This is a genomic window from Methylotenera sp. E1MeOHC1 (assembly GCF_058745595.1).
Window position 1 is genome coordinate 828462 of sequence record NZ_CP196025.1, and the last position, 18589, is coordinate 847050.

Consider the following 18589-nt stretch of genomic DNA (forward strand, 5'->3'; position numbering starts at 1 on the left):
TTGACTAGCCTAAATTAACTTATATTGGGAATCAGTGCGATAGGACACATAAAAAGCTTCTAGTAAATGCAACATTTACATATTTTTAAAGCGCTAAAAATAAAAAGTTTCCTTACATTGATTAAGTAACTTATAAATATTTTCATATGAGCGAAACCGTACATACTTAACTTTTATCGCCTGCTATAAATCAAAGCTCGTCAATTTATATTAATTGAGTGTATGGAGAATGGAGAATGATGATGAAAAAATTACTACGCAATCTGCTTGGATCAGTAGCATTAGTGGCCAGTATTTCTGCAAACGCCACTGTAGACACATACGGTGATTTGTTGGCTGGCAGTTATCAACCAAGTGAACCCTTCGCTACTATGACCTATACCAACGTTGGCAACGTTTACAGCTTCACCCTCAGCGCATTTGACCTAAATGCTATTTTTACTAATGGAAGCTTTATAGGTGCAGTTGCTGTAGATGCTGATAACCAACCTATCATTTCAAATGTAGTCGGTGATACTGTTGTTTCTGTTGCCAACGGTGGCGGTCCAACTGGTATATTCGACTTTAGGTTTGACATGACAGGACCACAGCAAAATAGATTAACGGCTAACGAAACGGTGAGCTGGGATGCTACGTTCTCGCAACCCACTTTATTGACTTCGGACTCATTTGCTTTACATGTTCAAGGTTTAACTGAGGAGCAAGGTGGTAGTGCATGGTACACACCCACACCAGTACCTGAGCCAGAAACATATGCCATGATGCTTGTTGGGTTAGGCATGCTAGGGTTTACAGCAAAACGCAAAAGCAAAGGATAACTATTGACTCAATCAAATGAATTCAATCAAAGCCTTAAATTAGGCTTTGATTGAATTGTTTAATGTTGCAACTTTGAGATTGATAATTTTTTGATTGATCATACGGATAAAATTCAGCACAGGCTGATGTGAGATTAGAAGTCAGGCGGTGTCACTACACTGACTAAACATTCTTCACACAGCGCCTGCGCTTTTTCTTGTGTGTCAGCCTCTGTATAACAGCGTAATTCTGGCGCATTACCAGAAGGTCTTAAGTGCACAATCTCACCACTACCAAAGCTAACGCGAAAACCATCCGTGATATCGGTTAACACAATTCTGCCTGCATGTGGCGCCATGATTAGCCTAGCTCGCTCAGCATCATCTTGCAGTAATTTAAGCAACTTCTTGCTTTGCTCTATCGGGAAGTTTTGCAGGCGGTCACTAAAAGTGTATCGGCTAGGCAAGCTTGCTACCAGCGTTGATAATTTGCACCCTTGTTCTCGTGCCATCGCAAGCAAGGCTAATATAGGAAGTACCGCATCACGCGTTGCAAGTGCCTCCAACTTTTTACCACATCGCATGATGTCGCTACCGACTAGGAACCCACCATTCGCCTCAAAACCAACGACCAGGCCAGCAGATTGCTGACTGGCTTGTTTCATCGCTGCGATGACATAAGGAGAACCGATTTTAGTCCGTATCACTCGACTAAACCATGCAGATTTCTCAGTCAGAGAATTACTGCTGACAGGCGTCACCACGACATCCGAAGCAAGATATTTAGCACAGAGAATACCGACTAGATCACCACGCAACCACTGCCCTAGCTCATCACCGATGAGGGGTCGATCAGCATCGCCATCAGTAGAAAATATAGCATCAAAATTGTGCTCCTTTGCCCAAGTGGATGCCTGGATGACATCTTCAGGCCGAACCGCTTCGGTATCGATAGGCACGAACTCATTAGTGCGTCCCAATGCAATCACTTCAACGCCGAGTGCTTCCAAGATTGTACGCAACAAATCTCTAGCGACGCCTGAATGCTCATAGACTGCAACGCGAAGCCCTTTTAAATTAGCCTCGCCAAAAAAGTCGAGATAGCGCTGAATATAATGCGCTTCAACCGCTTTATCAGCTAGCGGTAATGGAGTACGCATCACCGCTTCAGGCAGATTAACCACGGCTTGCTGAATGGCAAGCTCGTCTGCTTTCAAGACTTCACCTTTTAGGCCGTAGAACTTGATGCCATTACGGTCAAATGGAATGTGGCTACCGGTGACAACAATGGCAGCGGCATTTTGGTGTTGGGCATAGCAGGCAAGCGCCGGTGTTGGCAACGCACCGGCATATACGACTTGACCGCCGCAATTTGTAATAGCTGCCGCACAGACGCTTGCAATGTATGGGCTGCTTGGCCGTAAATCGTGACCTAATATTACCTTAGCAGCTTTACCTGCCTTATCAATTAACTCTGTTTTATTAACAGAAATAGACTTAGCAACCACTTCTTGCAAAAAAGCAGCGGTGTATGCATAACAGACGGTATCTGTCATGCTTTCCACTAGGCCACGTACGCCACTGGTGCCAAAGCGCACACCACTACTTGCCATCAGTGTATCTACATCGATCTTTTTAGTGATCATTTTCAACTTTTTGCAGATAAATTAATTAAACTAGCATTTAGCCATTATCTTTAAATCAACTTTATTAAGCATGCGATCATAAGTCTCTTTATCGGTTCTATAGCATGCGCAGGCCTCGTGCTCTAGGCCTTCTACATTGTGAATCACTACGTACCCCCTGCTGTAACCAATCAGATTCTTATGCTGTAGTGCGAGTGCTGCTTTTGTTACGCCTACTCGCCTTACCCCAAGCATATGCGCAAGTAAATCCTGTGTAATATAAAAAGATTCTGACTGTGCACGGTCTCTAATCATGAGTAATAAACGGGCAAGTCGCTCTTCTACAAAGTGAAAGCGATTACAAATAGCAGCCTGTACCAGTTGACTAAATGATACACAAAGATAACGATTTAAATGCTCTTTTAATGTAGGGCTGCGCTCAAGGCTATTTAAAAAAGATGTTGAGTCGATACGGATGGCGGAGCCTGTCTTTTGCACCAATGCAGTAAACGGCGCACGATTAACACCCAGCATGAGCGTAATGCCTAACATGCCTTCGTTCCCAATCATGACCACCTCCATCCCCCTACTTTCCTCGATTGGCGCCACTAAAGAAATGATACTATCAATAGGAAAGTACACGTAATTAATTAGGTCATCACGCTTAGTAAGCACATCAGCATAGACGAGTTGAGTTAACTCACATCTCTTTATTAGGGTTTCAAACTCGTTATCGGGAAGATCAGCTAATAGATGATTTACAAATGAAATAGCTTTAGTAGGCAAAGTATCCTCCCATGGTGTTTGATGAAACTTTGTTAATAGCAAATATTAAAAATGGAATGAAATCACCATTTATAAAAACCGCTAGTCAATAGTGCCTAGTCTGTAAATCAACAAAATAACTGAAAGAATAATGTTTAGTCCGTACGTTAAGCCACTTAGGATTATGAATAGTAATCAATCGTACTAACTTGAGCATATGTAGAACCAATATGCACATCTCTATATTGCACTACACCATTATCTAAAACCTAAGAAACTATTTAACTAGATCATAAAATCACTATTAAATCTGCAACTTTCTATCTTTTAATATTTGAAAAAAATTTCTTTCATTATAAATATCACCTCCTTTATTTTATTGGTCTAACTTGCTCATATGTGCGGTAGGCAACATATAAGCCATTGAATATATTAGTTATTTTAGTAAAAATAATTTGTTGATTTTAAAAAATAGTATATAGTGCAGCTGTTGTTGAAGTTGTTAAAAGCAAACTTATCGAAAGGTAAGCACGCAAAATTACCGGTCTACAGGCTTATGCCATGACAGCGGGATTGCCGGCTTCAGATTGAATTTGTGTACGTCATCAATAAGCTAAAAAAATAGGATGAATATCTAAAGCTAAGCAGGCCAATATCGGCTGTTTAGTGGTCAAAATAATCTGTTCATACTGGTACCATTGTTGGCTAAGCCCTTAACTTAAGGAGCTACGACCTTGTATTGTCTACTCGTTTCAATTTTAAAAAAATTTAAAGTTACTCTATCTATCGTCAAGCCAAAGCCGCCCATATTGCTTGGCTTCCTACTATTTATCTCATGGAGTACCGCTAGCTGGGCTGCAACTTATTATGTAGATACAAAAGGAAGTGATACCAATCTTGGCACAAGTCTAAGCTTTCCCTTTAAAACGATACAAAAGTCGATGAATACAGCGGTTGCTGGCGATACCGTATATGTACGTGGTGGCGTTTATCGCGAACGGGTTGACGTTTTTAAAGGCGGTGGCACTAGTGCAGATAAGATGTTGCATGTATTAGCTTATGAGAATGAAACCCCGATGATTAGAGGTTCTGATCAGGTAACTGGTTGGAGCTTGCATAGTGGCAACATCTGGAAAAAAACCAACTGGGCATACAATAGCCAGCAAGTCTTCGTCGGCGGTGGCGACAGCCCATCACTCCAGCAGATTGGTATGCCAAAGCTTTATACTACCTTTGAGTATCCAAAGCCTGTAGGGAGTGGTGTCAGTTCCATGGTTCCTGGTAGCTTCTATTACGACGCATCAAGTTTAACTTTATATGTCTGGCTAGCCGATGGTGCTGATCCAAACTTTAGAATGGTCGAAGCCAGCACACGCCAACGTCTGTTTTTTATGGGTGTGCCATACATACACCTCAAAGGCTTCGTGTTTCGTCACAGCAACTCATCTGCCTATGCAAAAATGGCACCAGCGGTAGAGTTGAGTTCTAATTCTATTATTGAAATGTCAGACATTCAATACACTGACTTTGCTGGTCTAAGTATGGGTTACTTACAAACTGGCGCACAAGCACTTAACTGCAATGTCAGTAACAATGGTAACTCCGGGATTAATGCTGCAGGCAGCTACAATTTTAGAGTCTTCAACGTCAAAATGAATAATAACAACACACGAAAATTTAATGCGCTTTGGCATGCTGGTGGCTTAAAAGCGACAACTAAAGCCTATGGCACAGTCGAGTATAGTGAAATTGGTTTCAATAACGGCTCTGGCATCTGGTTTGATTATGCCAATAGCGGTAGCGCCATCACCATCCGTAATAACTACATACACGACAATGGGCCGCTAGACGCAGCAATTTTCTTTGAGGTAAGCAAAAACGGACGTATTTACAATAACATTATTGCGAATAACCAACGTCGAGGCATTTATATCTCTGCTTCAGATAATACGCAGGTTTATAACAACACCATTTTTGGCACCGGCGGCTATGCTGGCATTGAGGTTGGTGGCATGCCACGCACTGGCGCCACACTGATAGACAATATAATTCAAAACAACATCATCAGTCACGGCACAAGCAAGTATGATTTATTGATAGCAGTAGCTAATGGAACAACGATTAGCGGTAACTCAAGTGACTACAATAACTACTTCCGCCCTGGTAGTGCTATTCAGTTAAGTTTAGGCATACTTTACTCCAACCTTAGCAGCTTCTCCACAGCGACCAAGATGGATACTCACAGCATGAGTATCGATTCGCGTTTTGCTTCACTAGCACAACCTACGACTGCTAAAAGTTACGCGGTTGATGCCGCTAGCGCAACTATCGATAGCGGCATCGCAAATGCAAGTGTAGGTTTTGACTATTTAAATGTAAAACGCCCAGATGGAAACGCTTTCGACTTAGGGGCTTTTGAAACCATAGGTGGAGCCACGAATACCGATACTAATGACACCATTGCACCAATTATCAGCGTCTATTCCCCAGCACCCAATTCGGTCGTTACCTTAGGGTCTTCGGTTACGATTAAAGCAAAAGCCACCGATAATGTAAGAGTTAAACTAATGAGCATGTATGTAGATGGTGGCTCTAACACTAAATCTAGTAGCGATGAAGTTTCCTATACATGGAGTTCAGCTGGAGCTAGAGTTGGTACACATACCATTTCAATTTCTGCAATTGATGATAAAAACAATATAGGAAAGAAAACCTTAACTTTTGTCGTCAAGTAGATACACTAGCCAATGTTTTATAATATTGGCTAGTATCTTCAAGACAATAGTTTAGTTAGTTTGTGTTGTACTCTCTGGTGGGGCCACAATAACCGTTGTGCTGTCACCAGATTCTCCAGCCTTCCCTTGTGCGCCAGTCTCACCTTGGTCGCCCTCATTACCTTTAACACCAGTATCGCCGGTATCACCCTGATAGCCTTGAGCGCCCCGCTCACCTGTCGCTCCAGCTGGTCCAGGAATAGCTTCTGGTGCTGGCACATTAACTACCGTAGGCTTATCACAAGCCGTCAGACCAAGCACCGTTAACATTAAAGCGATTAATAGATAGTGATTCATATCAGATCCTTTAGCAATTCTAAACAATACAGGTAGCTATATTAAGTAAAGGCAAGATAAAGCACCGTGCGTTAACGTACACAATCCAAAAAGTAAGACTCCGCACTTAAACACTGAGAACATGCGTATCACGTTATTAATCAGACTATTTTTAATCAATAATGGATGTCAATACTAGAAAGCACTCAATCTAACTCATACAAATATCAACGAAGCAATAATTAAGTGCTTTCTGTGATTGCATAACCATCAACTATCTACCTTTATGTTCGTTGATGCACAGACCTATATGTTCTCTAACGGATAATTAGCAACATGCTAAATCATATCCTCGTGCTAACAAATAATCCTATTGAGGCTAAAATGCTTCAAGATGTGCTTGGGCAATCAAAAAGCTTATTTAAGATTGAATGGTTGACACTACTATCTAGTGGAATTGAACGTCTCAATCAAAGCGGCATTGATGCGATTATCGTAAATCTATCGCTGCCTGATAGTAACGGCATCGATACTTTCGACCAATTATTCGCTACCGCTTCGCATACACCAATACTCACGCTAAGTTTGTCTGAACAATCAAAATTAGCAAAGAAATCTGTAGCACATGGCGCGCAAGGTAACCTGTCAAAAGCATATTTAGATAGCAAGGCCATACCGCAAGCTTTGCTTAATATTATTCAACGAAAGAGCGCTGAAGAGGCGCTAAATCAAGAAAAAAATCGGGCAGAAATTGCCCTTAACTCAATTAACGATGCAGTGATATGCACCGACTTATCAGCCCATATAGACTACCTTAATTCTAGTGCAATAAAAATGACAGGGTGGTCAAAAAAAGATGCATACGGACTTGATATCAAAAAAGTGTTTAATATCATTGATGGCTCAACACACGAGCCACCTTCAGAAAATCCAGTTTATTTGGTGTTAGATAAAAATGAACCTATGGGGTTAAATGCTGACACTTTACTTATTCGGCGTGATGGCATGGAGTTAGCGATAGAAGACTCGGTATCGCCTATTCGCAATCAAAAAGGTGAAATGACAGGGGTTGTTATTGTGTTCCATGACATTAGTGCCGCACAAGAGATGACGAAGAAAATGGAACACTTAGCTCAACATGACTTTCTCACTAACCTACCAAATCGCCTATTGTTCAATGACCGTATAGCCCATGCCATTACTTTAGCGCAGAGAACTAATACGCAACTGGCGGTGCTTTTTCTAGACCTCGACAACTTCAAGCATATCAACGACTCCTTAGGCCATGAAACTGGAGATAAGCTATTACAATCGGTCACAGAAAGATTATGCAGCTGCGTACGTAGCTCCGATACCGTTAGTCGTCAAGGTGGAGATGAGTTCGTTATCCTACTGTGTAGTGGTGAATATGGTGTAGATGCTACGTTGACAGCGAATAAGATACTTAAGGCGCTCAGCCTGCCACATCAAATTGCCAAAAATAGTCTATATATTACGACCAGCATTGGTATCAGTCTCTACCCCAATGATGGCCAAGATGCACAATCACTGATTAAAAATGCCGATACCGCCATGTACGGCGCCAAAGAGAGCGGGCGCAATAACTACAAATTTTTTAGCAATGAGATGAATATACGCGCAGTAGAACGACAACTCGTTGAGCACCAACTACGACAGGGACTAGAAAAACAAGAGTTCGAGCTACACTATCAGCCAATGGTGAACCTAAATACAGGCGTTATTACTGGGGCAGAAGCTCTGTTACGTTGGCAACATAGTGAATGGGGCTTCACTACCACCCAGAAATTCATCACAATTGCTGAAGAATGTGGGTTAATTGTACCAATTGGTCATTGGGTAATGCGCGAAGCTTGTATGCAAGCAAAAAAATGGATCAATGCTGATTTACAACCTATAAGGGTAGCTGTAAACATTTCAGCGATTGAGTTTCACCAAAACAACTTTGTTGAAGATATTAGTAATATATTGAATGAAACAGGTTTGGATGCAAACTATCTACAACTTGAAATCACCGAAAGCGCATTGATGCGTGAAGCAGCTTCCAGTGCAGCAATGCTTCAGCGGCTTAGAAATATGGGCGTACAAATTGCCTTAGATGATTTTGGCACGGGCTACTCTAGCCTGAGTTATCTTAAGCAATTTTCAATTGATGTACTCAAAATTGACCAATCATTTGTCAATGACATTCACTCGGTAGCTGATGAGGCAATCATCGTCAGTGCTATTATCGGTATGGGCAACAACCTCAAACTTTGTGTGGTTGCAGAAGGTATAGAGAATAAGACACAGTTGGAATTTCTAAAAATTAAGCACTGCGAAGAAGGTCAAGGTAACTATTTCAGCCCGCCACTTAAAGCTGATGAGTTCGCAAAATTACTCACTGAACACAAGCCTGAACTTGCTGAGGCTTGAACTGCTCAATACAAAATTCCACATATTGCCTATAACGAACAGGCCTAATCTCCATGCATAATGTGTACGCTCTGTCACATCATGTATTTGCTTTTGTCATTAAATCAACCCAGCCTTAAGAAATTATCTAATGATCATCTTAAAATCGTGAAAAAAAAGGTCTATACTCGCTAAATACGAGTGTTTTTACACTTAATCAACGGGTTGTTAATATTGATTGGGCAGCGCTTTATGTCGAATTTATATACCCCACAGCACAATCATCTGCTTGGCGCTTTAGGTGCTGAAGAGTTTAATCGACTATCAGTCAACTTAGAGCCTGTCGACATGCCACTAGGCCAAGTGTTACATGAGCCTGGTGAACAGTTAAAATATGTTTACTTCCCTATCACTTCTATCGTATCAATGCTCTATTTACTAGAAAATGGCGCATCGGCTGAAATTGCGATTGTCGGCAATGAAGGTATCCTCGGCATTTCACTATTCATGGGTGGTGAAACGACGACAAGCCGAGCCGTCGTGCAGAGTGCAGGTATTGGTTACCGACTCAAGGCTAAATTCCTGAAAGAAGAGTTTAAGTTGAATGGGCTGCTGATGAATCTGCTATTGCGTTACACCCAAGCATTAATTACACAGATGGCACAAACTGCTGTTTGCAATCGGCACCACTCCTTAGAACAGCAATTATGCCGATGGCTACTACTGAGCTTAGATAGACTAGAGTCCAATGAGCTAATCATGACGCAAGAGCTGATTGCTAATATGCTAGGAGTACGTCGTGAAGGTGTGACAGAGGCGGCAGGCAAGTTGCAGCGATTAGAGATTATTCAATACCATCGTGGACATATCACAGTACTAGACCGCGCAAGCCTAGAAAAGCAATGTTGCGAATGCTACCAAGTTGTCAAAAATGAATTTAACCGCTTACTTAATCACTAATCACTTAACTACTGAACCATAAAACCAATAAACCCTAAAACCAAACCCAGCTAGACTAAATTACGAATTAAGCTTAATTAGAACAATAGCTGGGCATTGATGCTCGCCGTATTAGCGTCGTACTCTAGATCGCCGCCAACCGCATTAGGGTTGTTGAAAGATGAGCTACGCATTTCATGGCGTAAAGCACCTGTCACGGTTAAGGTACGCGTAGGTTTCCAATCTGCAGAAAGCATTAACGACTGCACATTATCTTTTCTATGCTCTGCAATCGAGACAACAGCACCACGGTAATCGCGATGGCTGAAATCATAACGCATACTTAAACTAGTTTTAGCGGTCACGTGCCAAATTGGAGTGATAGCAAAAGTATCTGCCACGTAATAGCTATTAATCGCCTGCTGAAAACTATAAATGTTACGAGATATTGAAGTGACAACACCAAGCTTACCCGTTGGCTGCCAGTTATAAGCTAGCCTGCCGGTGAGGCCAGAATAATCGCGAGACGAGAAATTATCGTGCTCACGGTCAACATAGCCAAGTTTGGCATTGATTAAGGATTTACCTGTTAAGCGCCATTGAACTAGCGCCTCAGTTTCCTGCTGCTTGAAACCGCTATCTAACTGGCTAGCTGCATTCGCACTACGTCCTTGATAATCACCATTATAGGTACGCTGCATCAGCGTAATTGAGTTTTCTGAAGGCGCAACATACTTAACCCCGATATTTGCACCAGCCTGTATAAAGTCACCCACGGCATTAAAAGAAATGCTGTTACGTGAGCGTAACTCTGACACCCCACCTAATAGGTGCCAACCACCACCCACTGATGCATCTACATCAAAGATGCGGTTCTCATTGGTTTGTATGCTGCGTGTTCTGTTTAATTGATTATTGAAATCACGAAACTCTGAAAAACTATTCAGCACTTGCTGCTGATCAGCTGACAAAGTGCCTTTGATATTAGGGGTAAGTTGCCATAACCAAGCGGCTCTGTAGTTAAAGGCCGTGTAATCAAGGTAATTGTAGGTATCATAATTATTGTCGACTAGGTTGAGGTCAACCTGAAAACGTTGCAAAGCATAAGGCTTGTCGATTTTAATACCAGCATTAGTCGTAATGATCCGGTCAGACTTTTGGGACTTACCTAAACTTTGAAATGTGTTAGCTGAATCGGGCAAACGGAACAGGTTATCTTCGAATGTAACCCCCGCCCCTACTGAAAAATTCAGAGTGTCTTGTTCATCAGCCCATGTTGGCGTTGATAGGAAAACTGTGGCAAGTGCTTGGATAATAATGCTTTGAGACTTAAGGCGTATTTTTATCATTGTTGTACCGCTCTTAAAAATGAAACACTCATTACTGCCCCCAATATAAATTGCCGATAATGTATCAAGCCCAAGATGTTAATCCCTAAAAATGCAAGGGCATCATCTAAGCTGAGATAATCTTAACATCAGACTATGCCATAAATCTCTAAAATATGTTCATATCTGTGTAGAGTTTGCCTACTTGTTGCAAATAAATCATAGATTTCCTGCCTATGTGTCCATCCGCACAGATAAAACTAAATCGCTAAAGCTACTATAGCTTTCAATGAAAATAGATTTAGGAAGCAAAGAGTTTTGAAGCGCTAGCATCCGTGCTAATCTGACTCACAAACTCTTGTGATGCATCGTCATTTTAAATCTAAATTCATTTCTAATGATATTTAATTTAATTGGAGTCCACATGAAAACTAACATGAAAAAAGCGTTACTCGCAATTGCCCTCGCCAGTGCAGTCAGTTCTGCGCAAGCAGCCACTATAAATCTGAACGGTGGCAGTTTTCCTTATGATCTTGGTGTAAATCCTAATGACGATAACATTTACAGTGTTACGCATAATGTAGAAAGCTTTTTAGATGTATTTACCTTTAGCCTGAACTCAGCCAGCGACACTATTTCCAGTGCCGTTTCTTTGCTGCTCCCAGGGTTAGGTGGTGGTTCTAGCTACGAAATCAACAACGGTACACTATCGTTATTCAGTGATCCGGACGGTGATGGCGCGGCTGGTGTGAATGTACAACTTGCTACGATTGGTTATGGTGATAGTACAGGTGTATTAGCATATAACAATGCTGCAGTTGGTTCTTATTACTGGGCAGTTGCTGGTGATGCTGTAGGTAGCAATGGCGGTGTGTATTTATACTCAGCTAATACTGCTGTTGTGCCAGAACCAGAAACCTATGCCATGCTGTTGGCAGGCCTTGGTTTAATTGGATTTATCGGTAGACGTCGTATTGCTAAAAGCGCCGCTAAACTGCTTCCTCAGGGCGGCCCTAGTCTTAACTTCGCATAGCCATCAATGCAAGCCAACCCATAAAACGCGGAACGTATGTGCCGCGTTTTATCTTTTTTAAATCAAGACTCTTATCCTTTACAATCAAGTCTATAGTGACTTTAATCAAGCCATGGGGTCGTAAATTATTGATATATGTTCGTGAGCGTACAGAACTAGTCATCAATTCCGTTTAACTTGGTATCTCATCAATCACCTATCTATAGGGTTCCGCTGTATGAGCCATCAAACTGTTCCTATCCGCTTTCGCCGCGCCTCTACTTTTTCGCTAGGATGGAATAATCTATTGTTGCGGGCTGCTGCGTTAATGGATCCTATCGCGCTGGTGCTCTCTTTATGGGGAGTCGGTTATTACACACAGGGCAGATTAACGCCAGAATACCTAATCTTGTCATTATTAGTGTTCTCCATGACACTACCTGGCGTAGTGCGCATCCAAATGCCGATATGGAAACTGGTGAGTAGCATCCTCATAAGTTGGATCATTATTTTATCCCTGTTAATCGCATTTGGTTATGCCAGCGGTTATATCAATATGTTTGACCGAGAAGCGGTAATCATCTGGTTGTGGTTAGCGCCTGTCAGCCAATTTGCAGTGCATATGATGTTAAGAAGCGTAGCCCCCTCAATCGCAAACAATCAGGGCGAGCCCAAACGTGCTGTGATTGTAGGCGTCAACGAACAAGGGTTGAGTCTGGCTTATGAAATTGAGCATACCCCTTACAGCCCTACTCAACTGAGCGGATTTTTTGATGACAGGGTACTAGAGCGTGTCGGCAGCCTAACCGACTATGAGCTGTTAGGTAGTATTGAGCAATTACCTTCCTATGTGCGTCTATACAACATTGATGCTATCTATGTATCACTTCCAATGGCGACACAGCCACGTATCATGAAACTTTTAGATGCCTTGAATGACACCACTGCTTCTATCTACTTTGTCCCAGACATGTTTATCAACAACCTCATGCAAGGACGCATTGATGCTGTAGGCAAAGTACCGGTAGTCGCAGTCTGCGAATCGCCTTTTACCGGTGTCAACGGCATGATCAAGCGTGGTAGTGACATCATACTTTCTATTCTGATACTGCTATTGGTTTCACCTATCATGTTGATTATTTCCCTGAGTATTATGCTCACCTCCCCTGGTGCCATCATTTTTCAGCAACGTCGTTATGGTTTGAATGGTGAGCAGATATTGGTCAGCAAGTTCCGCTCGATGACCGTATGCGAAGATGGCGACACGATACAACAAGCGCATAAAAATGATAGTCGCATTACCCCAGTTGGCGCCTTTCTGCGCAAGACGTCACTAGATGAACTGCCGCAATTCTTTAATGTATTACAAGGACGTATGAGCATTGTTGGGCCGCGTCCGCATGCGGTGGCTCATAACGAGCTTTACCGCACCATGATTAAAGGCTACATGGTACGACACAAGGTTAAACCAGGCATCACAGGCTGGGCGCAAGTCAACGGCTGGCGAGGAGAAACAGACACTTTAGATAAGATGAGAATGCGTATTGATTATGACTTGGCCTACTTGCAAAACTGGTCACTGGCGCTTGATCTATACATCATATTTAAAACGATTATCGTCGTGATTAAAGATAAACATGCTTACTAAGCTTAAGATAGATTACGTTGCATTAAGCATGTTGGCGCTTTTATTTGACTCGCCTTCAACATTCGCAGAGGCTATTGCCAACAATAACTCACCGTATCGGCTTAATGTAGCCCCAATAAAAACACTGGAAACCATGAATCCAGCTGCAAGCGCTTCAACAAGCTACTCTCCGCAAATGTATCAGCTTGAAGATAAGTACCGTTCACAGAGTAAACAGGTCTTAACGACTAAAGCTGAACCCATAACTAAAACATCATCTGAACTAGCAGTAGAAAAAACAACTAGACCGTTAGTGACAGAGGCACTTGGTGTGAAGGCTTTAAACAAGAATGCCGAAGTAAAGCTTGCAAAAAAACCGTTTTCAAATGAAATTGCCATCGCGGCAAATGCCACCTCTTTAGACCCAGAGCTGATACACGCGTTGATTTATGTAGAGTCACGCTATCAACATAGTGCAATATCACCAAAAGGCGCAGTGGGCCTGATGCAGGTATTACCGGATACCGCTGCTCGCTATGGCATCCGCCACGCTATTTATTTACCCAAAGGCAACATCAAGGCAGGCACGCTATATCTGCGCGATCTTATGGTGATGTTCGATAATCGCTTAGATCTTGTACTGGCTGCCTACAATGCTGGAGAAGGTGCAGTTAAAAAACATGCCAGACATATACCTCCATACCCTGAAACCAGGCACTATGTAAAAGCAGTCATGGCGAAGTATGCCTCGAATACTGGCGATACCACAGCCAACAAGACACAGCAGCCAGATAAGCATAATATTCAAGAAACAGAACCGCCGCCGATACCAACCCGCACCAGATACCTTAACGGCACTGAACTTATCATCTCAGATGAGGCCTTTGTTCTGAATAGATAAATGAAATATTGATTAACGGCCCTTTTGTTTTATTTATATTTTGTTTTAATTAACCTTTATGTCATCAATACCCATAAGCACTACTCACGGTGTTTAGGTATTACGGTGCTCTAGATTGGCAAGATAAGATTGACAAGATGTATGAAAGGTGCGGTAATGATTCGTTACCTCCGCATCGGTTCGTCGATGAAAGATGCCTCCATGAATGATCCAATATCTCGCTCAGGCCTAACTGCAAAGTCATTGGGAAAAATGACCGCGATAGAAAAGGTAGTTTTAAAAAAACTCCCCATCGTTGGCATTGGCGCATCCGCAGGGGGGTTGGAAGCACTTGAGCATTTTTTTCGCCTCATTCCCGCTAACAGTGACCATGCATTCGTATTAGTGCCCCACCTAGCGCCAGACCATGCCAGCTTGTTAACTGAAATTTTGCAGCGCACAACTGCAATGCCTGTAATAGAGGCCAAAGATCAGGTGCAGGTACAAGCTAACTGTGTGTACATCATTCCGCCTAACCGCGACATGAAGATTTTTCATGGGAAATTACAAGTGAGTACGCCAGTGGAATCACACGCGCAACGCTTACCAGTAGACATGTTTCTACGTTCATTGGCTGAAGATCAAACAGAAAATGCAATTGGCATCATTCTCTCTGGTACAGGCTATGATGGTACACAGGGCTTTCGTGCCATCAATGACGCAGGCGGCACAACGATTGCACAAGAGCCTACTACGGCAAAATTTGATGGCATGCCCACTAGTGCGATCAATGCAGGTCACGCTGACCACGTTTTTACCGTTGAAAAAATGGTCGAGTTCATATTATCTGACAAGCCGTTACACGCAATAAAAACCACAAAACCCAAAACACCATCAACGCTGAACGCTATCGCGCAAATTCTGGAGCAATTACGCGCAGCAACTGGGTTGGATTTCTCATTGTATAAAAAAAGCACCATTGGCCGACGTATAGAACGGCGGATGGTAAAGCATAACATTGAGGATATTAATCTCTACTCACGCTATATCAAGGAAAACCCAGATGAGATTACAGTATTGTTCAAAGAACTACTGATTAATGTGACGAACTTTTTCCGTGACCAAGAAGCATTTAACGTCATGGAAAAGGTGATACTGCCTAATCTATGTAAAAACAAAGCGAATGATTACGTCTTTAGAGTTTGGGTACCAGCTTGCGCCAGTGGAGAAGAAGCCTACTCCATTGCAATACTGTTATGTGAGCTGATGGATAGAACTAAACAACAGTTTCAAGTGCAAATATACAGTACAGATCTAGATGATGACGCGATTGCAACTGCCAGAGCCGCAATATACCCAGCCAATATTTCGCTAGATGTAAGCCCAGAACGCCTACGTAACTTTTTCGTGAAACACGATGCTGGCTATCGCATCAAAAAAGAAGTGCGTGAAATGGTGGTATTTGCCATTCAGAACACAATCAAGGACCCTCCTTTTACTAAGCTTGATCTGATTAGCTGCCGCAACCTAATGATTTATATGGAATCAACACTGCAAAGCCGCCTGATTTCTATGTTCCATTATGCACTTAAACCAGAGGGGGTACTTTTTCTTTCACCCGCTGAGAGCATCGGCAACCATACCGAGCTATTCAGCCCCATAGATAGGAAATGGAAGTTCTACCATGCAATCAATAGCAAATCGTCAACGCAGCCAATGATGAACAGCCCATTTATATGGGCAGATAAAAATAATCATCAAGCTCCCGGGGAAACCATGATAAAAACAAAAGAAACTAACTTCGCGGAATTAAGCCGTAAGCTGCTGATTCAATACTTCGCCCCAGCCTCCATCATCACCAATCTTAAAGGCGATATCCTTTATATACATGGTGAAACAGGCAAATATCTGCGCCCTGCCCCAGGACATGCCACCCTCAATATTATTGAAATGGCACGTGACGGTTTGGAGGTGGAGTTACGTAATGCAATTCATACAATGGCTAAGGGCTCATCTATAGTTAAGACAGATATACAGTTTAAATATAATGACGAGCCTGCCACGGTAAGCTTATGTGTTAGGCAATTACCTGTGCTAAATGGTAACGAGGAGCTGTTACTGGTAAGCTTTCAAGACATTGAAATGATAGCAAGTAAAGCCAAACGTAAAACAGCAGTTAAACCAACTGATATTGCGCGCATTGAAGATTTGGAGCATGAACTTTCCTATACCAAGGAAAATCTGTACGCCACAATCGAGGAGCAACAGGCGGCGAATGAAGAGTTCAAATCAACCAATGAAGAGTTGCAATCCACTAATGAAGAGTTGCAATCGGTCAACGAAGAGTTAGAAACTTCCAAAGAAGAGCTACAGTCAGTGAATGAAGAGCTCATCACAGTGAACTCGGAGTTACAGGCAAAAATAGAGCATTTAGCCAGCGCGCAAAATGACATGAAAAACTTGCATGACAATATCAACACCGCCACCATTTTCCTTGATACCGGCATGCTGATTAGACGATTTACACGTGATGCCGCTAAAATTTACCGCTTAGTGGCATCTGATGTGGGACGATTGCTGGCTGACATTAAATCCGACCTGATTGATGAGGACATATTGGCGCAGGCAGAAAACGTACTCGAAACATTGATTCCAATCGAGCGTGAAGTTTGCACCAACAAAGATGGTTGGTATTTATTGCGTATTCAACCTTATCGCACACTAGATAATGTGATTGATGGGGTTGTCATGACGTTTACAGACATTACAAGCCGTATCAAAGCTGAATACTTAGTCAAAGAAGCACGTGAGTTAGCCGAGAGTATTGTGAATACGATACGTGAGCCTATCTTGGTGCTGAATAACAAATTAAAAGTCATCAGTACTAATAATGCCTTTTGCCAACTTTTCCATGTAACTAACAAAGATACTGTCGGTCGTAAAATATACGAGTTAGGTAACCACCAATGGGACAACCCTGCTTTGCGTAAACTATTAGAAACGATATTGCCGCAAGAGCAGGTTCTCAATGATTATTTAGTTGAGCATGACTTTCCAGGCATAGGTCGGCGTAAAATTTTGTTAAATGGGCGTTGCATTGTCAATAAATCAGGTGAGCCATCGTTAATTTTATTAGCGATGATTGAAGTTAAATAGTCTTAACAAAAGGCAGATGACCATGAAAAAGAAATGGGATGGTAAAGACAGAAGATCATCGTTGAGAAGCGATGCAGAAAAAGTCGTTGCTGACATTGCGCCACCTAAACTGGATGCAGGCCCAAGCGAAGTACTATTGCATGAATTACTGGTGCATAAGGTAGAGCTAGAAATGCAGAATGAAGAGCTGCGTAAAGCGCACATAGAGATGGAAGAAGCGCGTGATCGCTACGTTAATTTATATGAGTTCGCACCCATCAGCTATATTACTTTAAGTCGAGATGGCCTCATCAGCAAAATCAACCTGACCGGTTGTATATTGCTGGGGGTTGACCGTTACCAACTGATTAGTCGACGGTTTTCACAATATATTGTAGCCCATGACAGAGACCGCTGGCACCGTTTGTTCATGGGCATGATAAAGCACCCTGGCGCCGAAAGGCAAGCATTTGACCTGCAAATGAGGCGCCCTGACGGCGCTACCTATCATGTTCAACTTAATTGCTTGAACTGGGAGGCTGATGAAAAAGACAGCGTATTACGCATGGCCATCACTGACATTAGCAAACTAAAGCTTGCTGAGGCTGAACTAAAAATTGCTGCCACCGTATTTGAGTCGTACGAGCCTATGCTAGTCACAGATGCTAACAATGTGATTCTGCGCGTAAACAAAGCATTTACAGAAACAACTGGCTACAATGCTACAGAAGCCGTCGGTAAAACGCCGAAGTTGCTTGCATCAGGTCTACATAAAGCCGACTTTTATAATGTAATGTGGGAAAGTATTAAGACCAAAGGTCACTGGATAGGCGAGATACACAACAAACATAAAGACGGTGCAATTTATATTGAACATATACATATCACTGCAGTAAAGAATAACTGGGGAGAAATCACTCACTATACCGCTATCTTTAGCGAGCAAGCGCGCGACAAGAAACGCACTAAAAAGCCATCTAAGGCCAATATTGCTAACTAAGCTTATTGTTAGCTAAGCG

General features: G+C 42.3%; 13 protein-coding genes and 1 riboswitch. Of the genes, 9 read left to right on the forward strand and 4 right to left on the reverse strand.

What is annotated here, in order from left to right; genetic code table 11:
• The first annotated feature begins 236 nt into the window (after positions 1-236).
• Positions 237-818, forward strand: a complete 582-nt coding sequence (locus ACSSU7_RS03800) for an FxDxF family PEP-CTERM protein (protein ID WP_492517396.1) — start codon at positions 237-239, stop codon at positions 816-818.
• Between the two features lie 134 nt (positions 819-952).
• On the opposite strand, the gene ACSSU7_RS03805 is transcribed toward ACSSU7_RS03800, so the two are convergent.
• Both ACSSU7_RS03805 and ACSSU7_RS03810 read right to left on the reverse strand, forming a co-directional pair.
• Entirely contained in the window at positions 953-2443 is a 1491-nt protein-coding gene (locus tag ACSSU7_RS03805) for a phosphomannomutase (protein ID WP_492517397.1), read from the reverse strand.
• A gap of 30 nt (positions 2444-2473) precedes the next feature.
• Positions 2474-2992, reverse strand: coding sequence for a Crp/Fnr family transcriptional regulator (locus ACSSU7_RS03810; protein WP_492517398.1), 519 nt, complete (start codon positions 2990-2992; stop codon positions 2474-2476).
• 692 nt (positions 2993-3684) lie between these two features.
• Positions 3685-3768: riboswitch (cyclic di-GMP riboswitch) on the forward strand.
• Between the two features lie 360 nt (positions 3769-4128).
• On the opposite strand from ACSSU7_RS03810, the gene ACSSU7_RS03815 reads away from it, so the two are divergent.
• Entirely contained in the window at positions 4129-5922 is a 1794-nt protein-coding gene (locus tag ACSSU7_RS03815) for a right-handed parallel beta-helix repeat-containing protein (protein WP_492517399.1), read from the forward strand.
• Between the two features lie 51 nt (positions 5923-5973).
• On the opposite strand, the gene ACSSU7_RS03820 is transcribed toward ACSSU7_RS03815, so the two are convergent.
• Positions 5974-6258, reverse strand: a complete 285-nt coding sequence (locus tag ACSSU7_RS03820) for a collagen-like triple helix repeat-containing protein (RefSeq protein ID WP_492517400.1) — start codon at positions 6256-6258, stop codon at positions 5974-5976.
• Between the two features lie 363 nt (positions 6259-6621).
• On the opposite strand from ACSSU7_RS03820, the gene ACSSU7_RS03825 reads away from it, so the two are divergent.
• The gene (locus ACSSU7_RS03825) at positions 6622-8670 is read left to right on the forward strand and encodes a GGDEF/EAL-containing response regulator (protein WP_492517401.1); all 2049 of its coding nucleotides are present in this window, start codon (positions 6622-6624) and stop codon (positions 8668-8670) included.
• 231 nt (positions 8671-8901) lie between these two features.
• Positions 8902-9609 (forward strand): Crp/Fnr family transcriptional regulator, encoded by a 708-nt coding sequence (locus ACSSU7_RS03830; protein WP_492517402.1) that lies wholly within the window; start codon positions 8902-8904, stop codon positions 9607-9609.
• 77 nt (positions 9610-9686) lie between these two features.
• On the opposite strand, the gene epsL is transcribed toward ACSSU7_RS03830, so the two are convergent.
• Positions 9687-10937, reverse strand: a complete 1251-nt coding sequence (epsL, locus tag ACSSU7_RS03835; RefSeq protein WP_492517403.1) for an XrtB/PEP-CTERM-associated polysaccharide biosynthesis outer membrane protein EpsL — start codon at positions 10935-10937, stop codon at positions 9687-9689.
• 403 nt (positions 10938-11340) lie between these two features.
• On the opposite strand from epsL, the gene ACSSU7_RS03840 reads away from it, so the two are divergent.
• The 5 genes from ACSSU7_RS03840 (at position 11341) to ACSSU7_RS03860 (ending at position 18570) form a co-directional block, all read left to right on the forward strand.
• Positions 11341-11949: an FxDxF family PEP-CTERM protein gene (locus tag ACSSU7_RS03840; protein ID WP_492517404.1), complete on the forward strand. Its 609-nt coding sequence runs from the start codon at positions 11341-11343 to the stop codon at positions 11947-11949.
• A gap of 217 nt (positions 11950-12166) precedes the next feature.
• Positions 12167-13576, forward strand: a complete 1410-nt coding sequence (locus ACSSU7_RS03845; protein ID WP_492517405.1) for an undecaprenyl-phosphate glucose phosphotransferase — start codon at positions 12167-12169, stop codon at positions 13574-13576.
• Entirely contained in the window at positions 13566-14456 is an 891-nt protein-coding gene (locus ACSSU7_RS03850) for a lytic transglycosylase domain-containing protein (protein WP_492517406.1), read from the forward strand. The genes ACSSU7_RS03845 and ACSSU7_RS03850 overlap by 11 nt, the downstream gene beginning before the upstream one ends.
• Positions 14457-14612: 156 nt before the next feature.
• A complete protein-coding gene (locus tag ACSSU7_RS03855; RefSeq protein ID WP_492517407.1) occupies positions 14613-17591 on the forward strand; it encodes a chemotaxis protein CheB in 2979 nt (992 codons plus the stop codon).
• Between the two features lie 22 nt (positions 17592-17613).
• Entirely contained in the window at positions 17614-18570 is a 957-nt protein-coding gene (locus ACSSU7_RS03860) for a PAS domain-containing protein (RefSeq protein WP_492517408.1), read from the forward strand.
• The last annotated feature ends 19 nt before the right edge of the window (positions 18571-18589 follow it).

Bases quoted from the DNA above. Each gene is read 5' to 3' on its own strand.
- ACSSU7_RS03800 (WP_492517396.1), top strand. From the start codon at position 237: ATGATGATGAAAAAATTACTACGCAATCTGCTTGGATCAGTAGCATTA.
- ACSSU7_RS03805 (WP_492517397.1), bottom strand. From the start codon at position 2,443: ATGATCACTAAAAAGATCGATGTAGATACACTGATGGCAAGTAGTGGT.
- ACSSU7_RS03810 (WP_492517398.1), bottom strand. From the start codon at position 2,992: ATGATTGGGAACGAAGGCATGTTAGGCATTACGCTCATGCTGGGTGTT.
- ACSSU7_RS03815 (WP_492517399.1), top strand. From the start codon at position 4,129: ATGAATACAGCGGTTGCTGGCGATACCGTATATGTACGTGGTGGCGTT.
- ACSSU7_RS03820 (WP_492517400.1), bottom strand. From the start codon at position 6,258: ATGAATCACTATCTATTAATCGCTTTAATGTTAACGGTGCTTGGTCTG.
- ACSSU7_RS03825 (WP_492517401.1), top strand. From the start codon at position 6,622: ATGCTTCAAGATGTGCTTGGGCAATCAAAAAGCTTATTTAAGATTGAA.
- ACSSU7_RS03830 (WP_492517402.1), top strand. From the start codon at position 8,902: ATGTCGAATTTATATACCCCACAGCACAATCATCTGCTTGGCGCTTTA.
- epsL (WP_492517403.1), bottom strand. From the start codon at position 10,937: ATGATAAAAATACGCCTTAAGTCTCAAAGCATTATTATCCAAGCACTT.
- ACSSU7_RS03840 (WP_492517404.1), top strand. From the start codon at position 11,341: ATGAAAACTAACATGAAAAAAGCGTTACTCGCAATTGCCCTCGCCAGT.
- ACSSU7_RS03845 (WP_492517405.1), top strand. From the start codon at position 12,167: ATGAGCCATCAAACTGTTCCTATCCGCTTTCGCCGCGCCTCTACTTTT.
- ACSSU7_RS03850 (WP_492517406.1), top strand. From the start codon at position 13,566: ATGCTTACTAAGCTTAAGATAGATTACGTTGCATTAAGCATGTTGGCG.
- ACSSU7_RS03855 (WP_492517407.1), top strand. From the start codon at position 14,613: ATGATTCGTTACCTCCGCATCGGTTCGTCGATGAAAGATGCCTCCATG.
- ACSSU7_RS03860 (WP_492517408.1), top strand. From the start codon at position 17,614: ATGAAAAAGAAATGGGATGGTAAAGACAGAAGATCATCGTTGAGAAGC.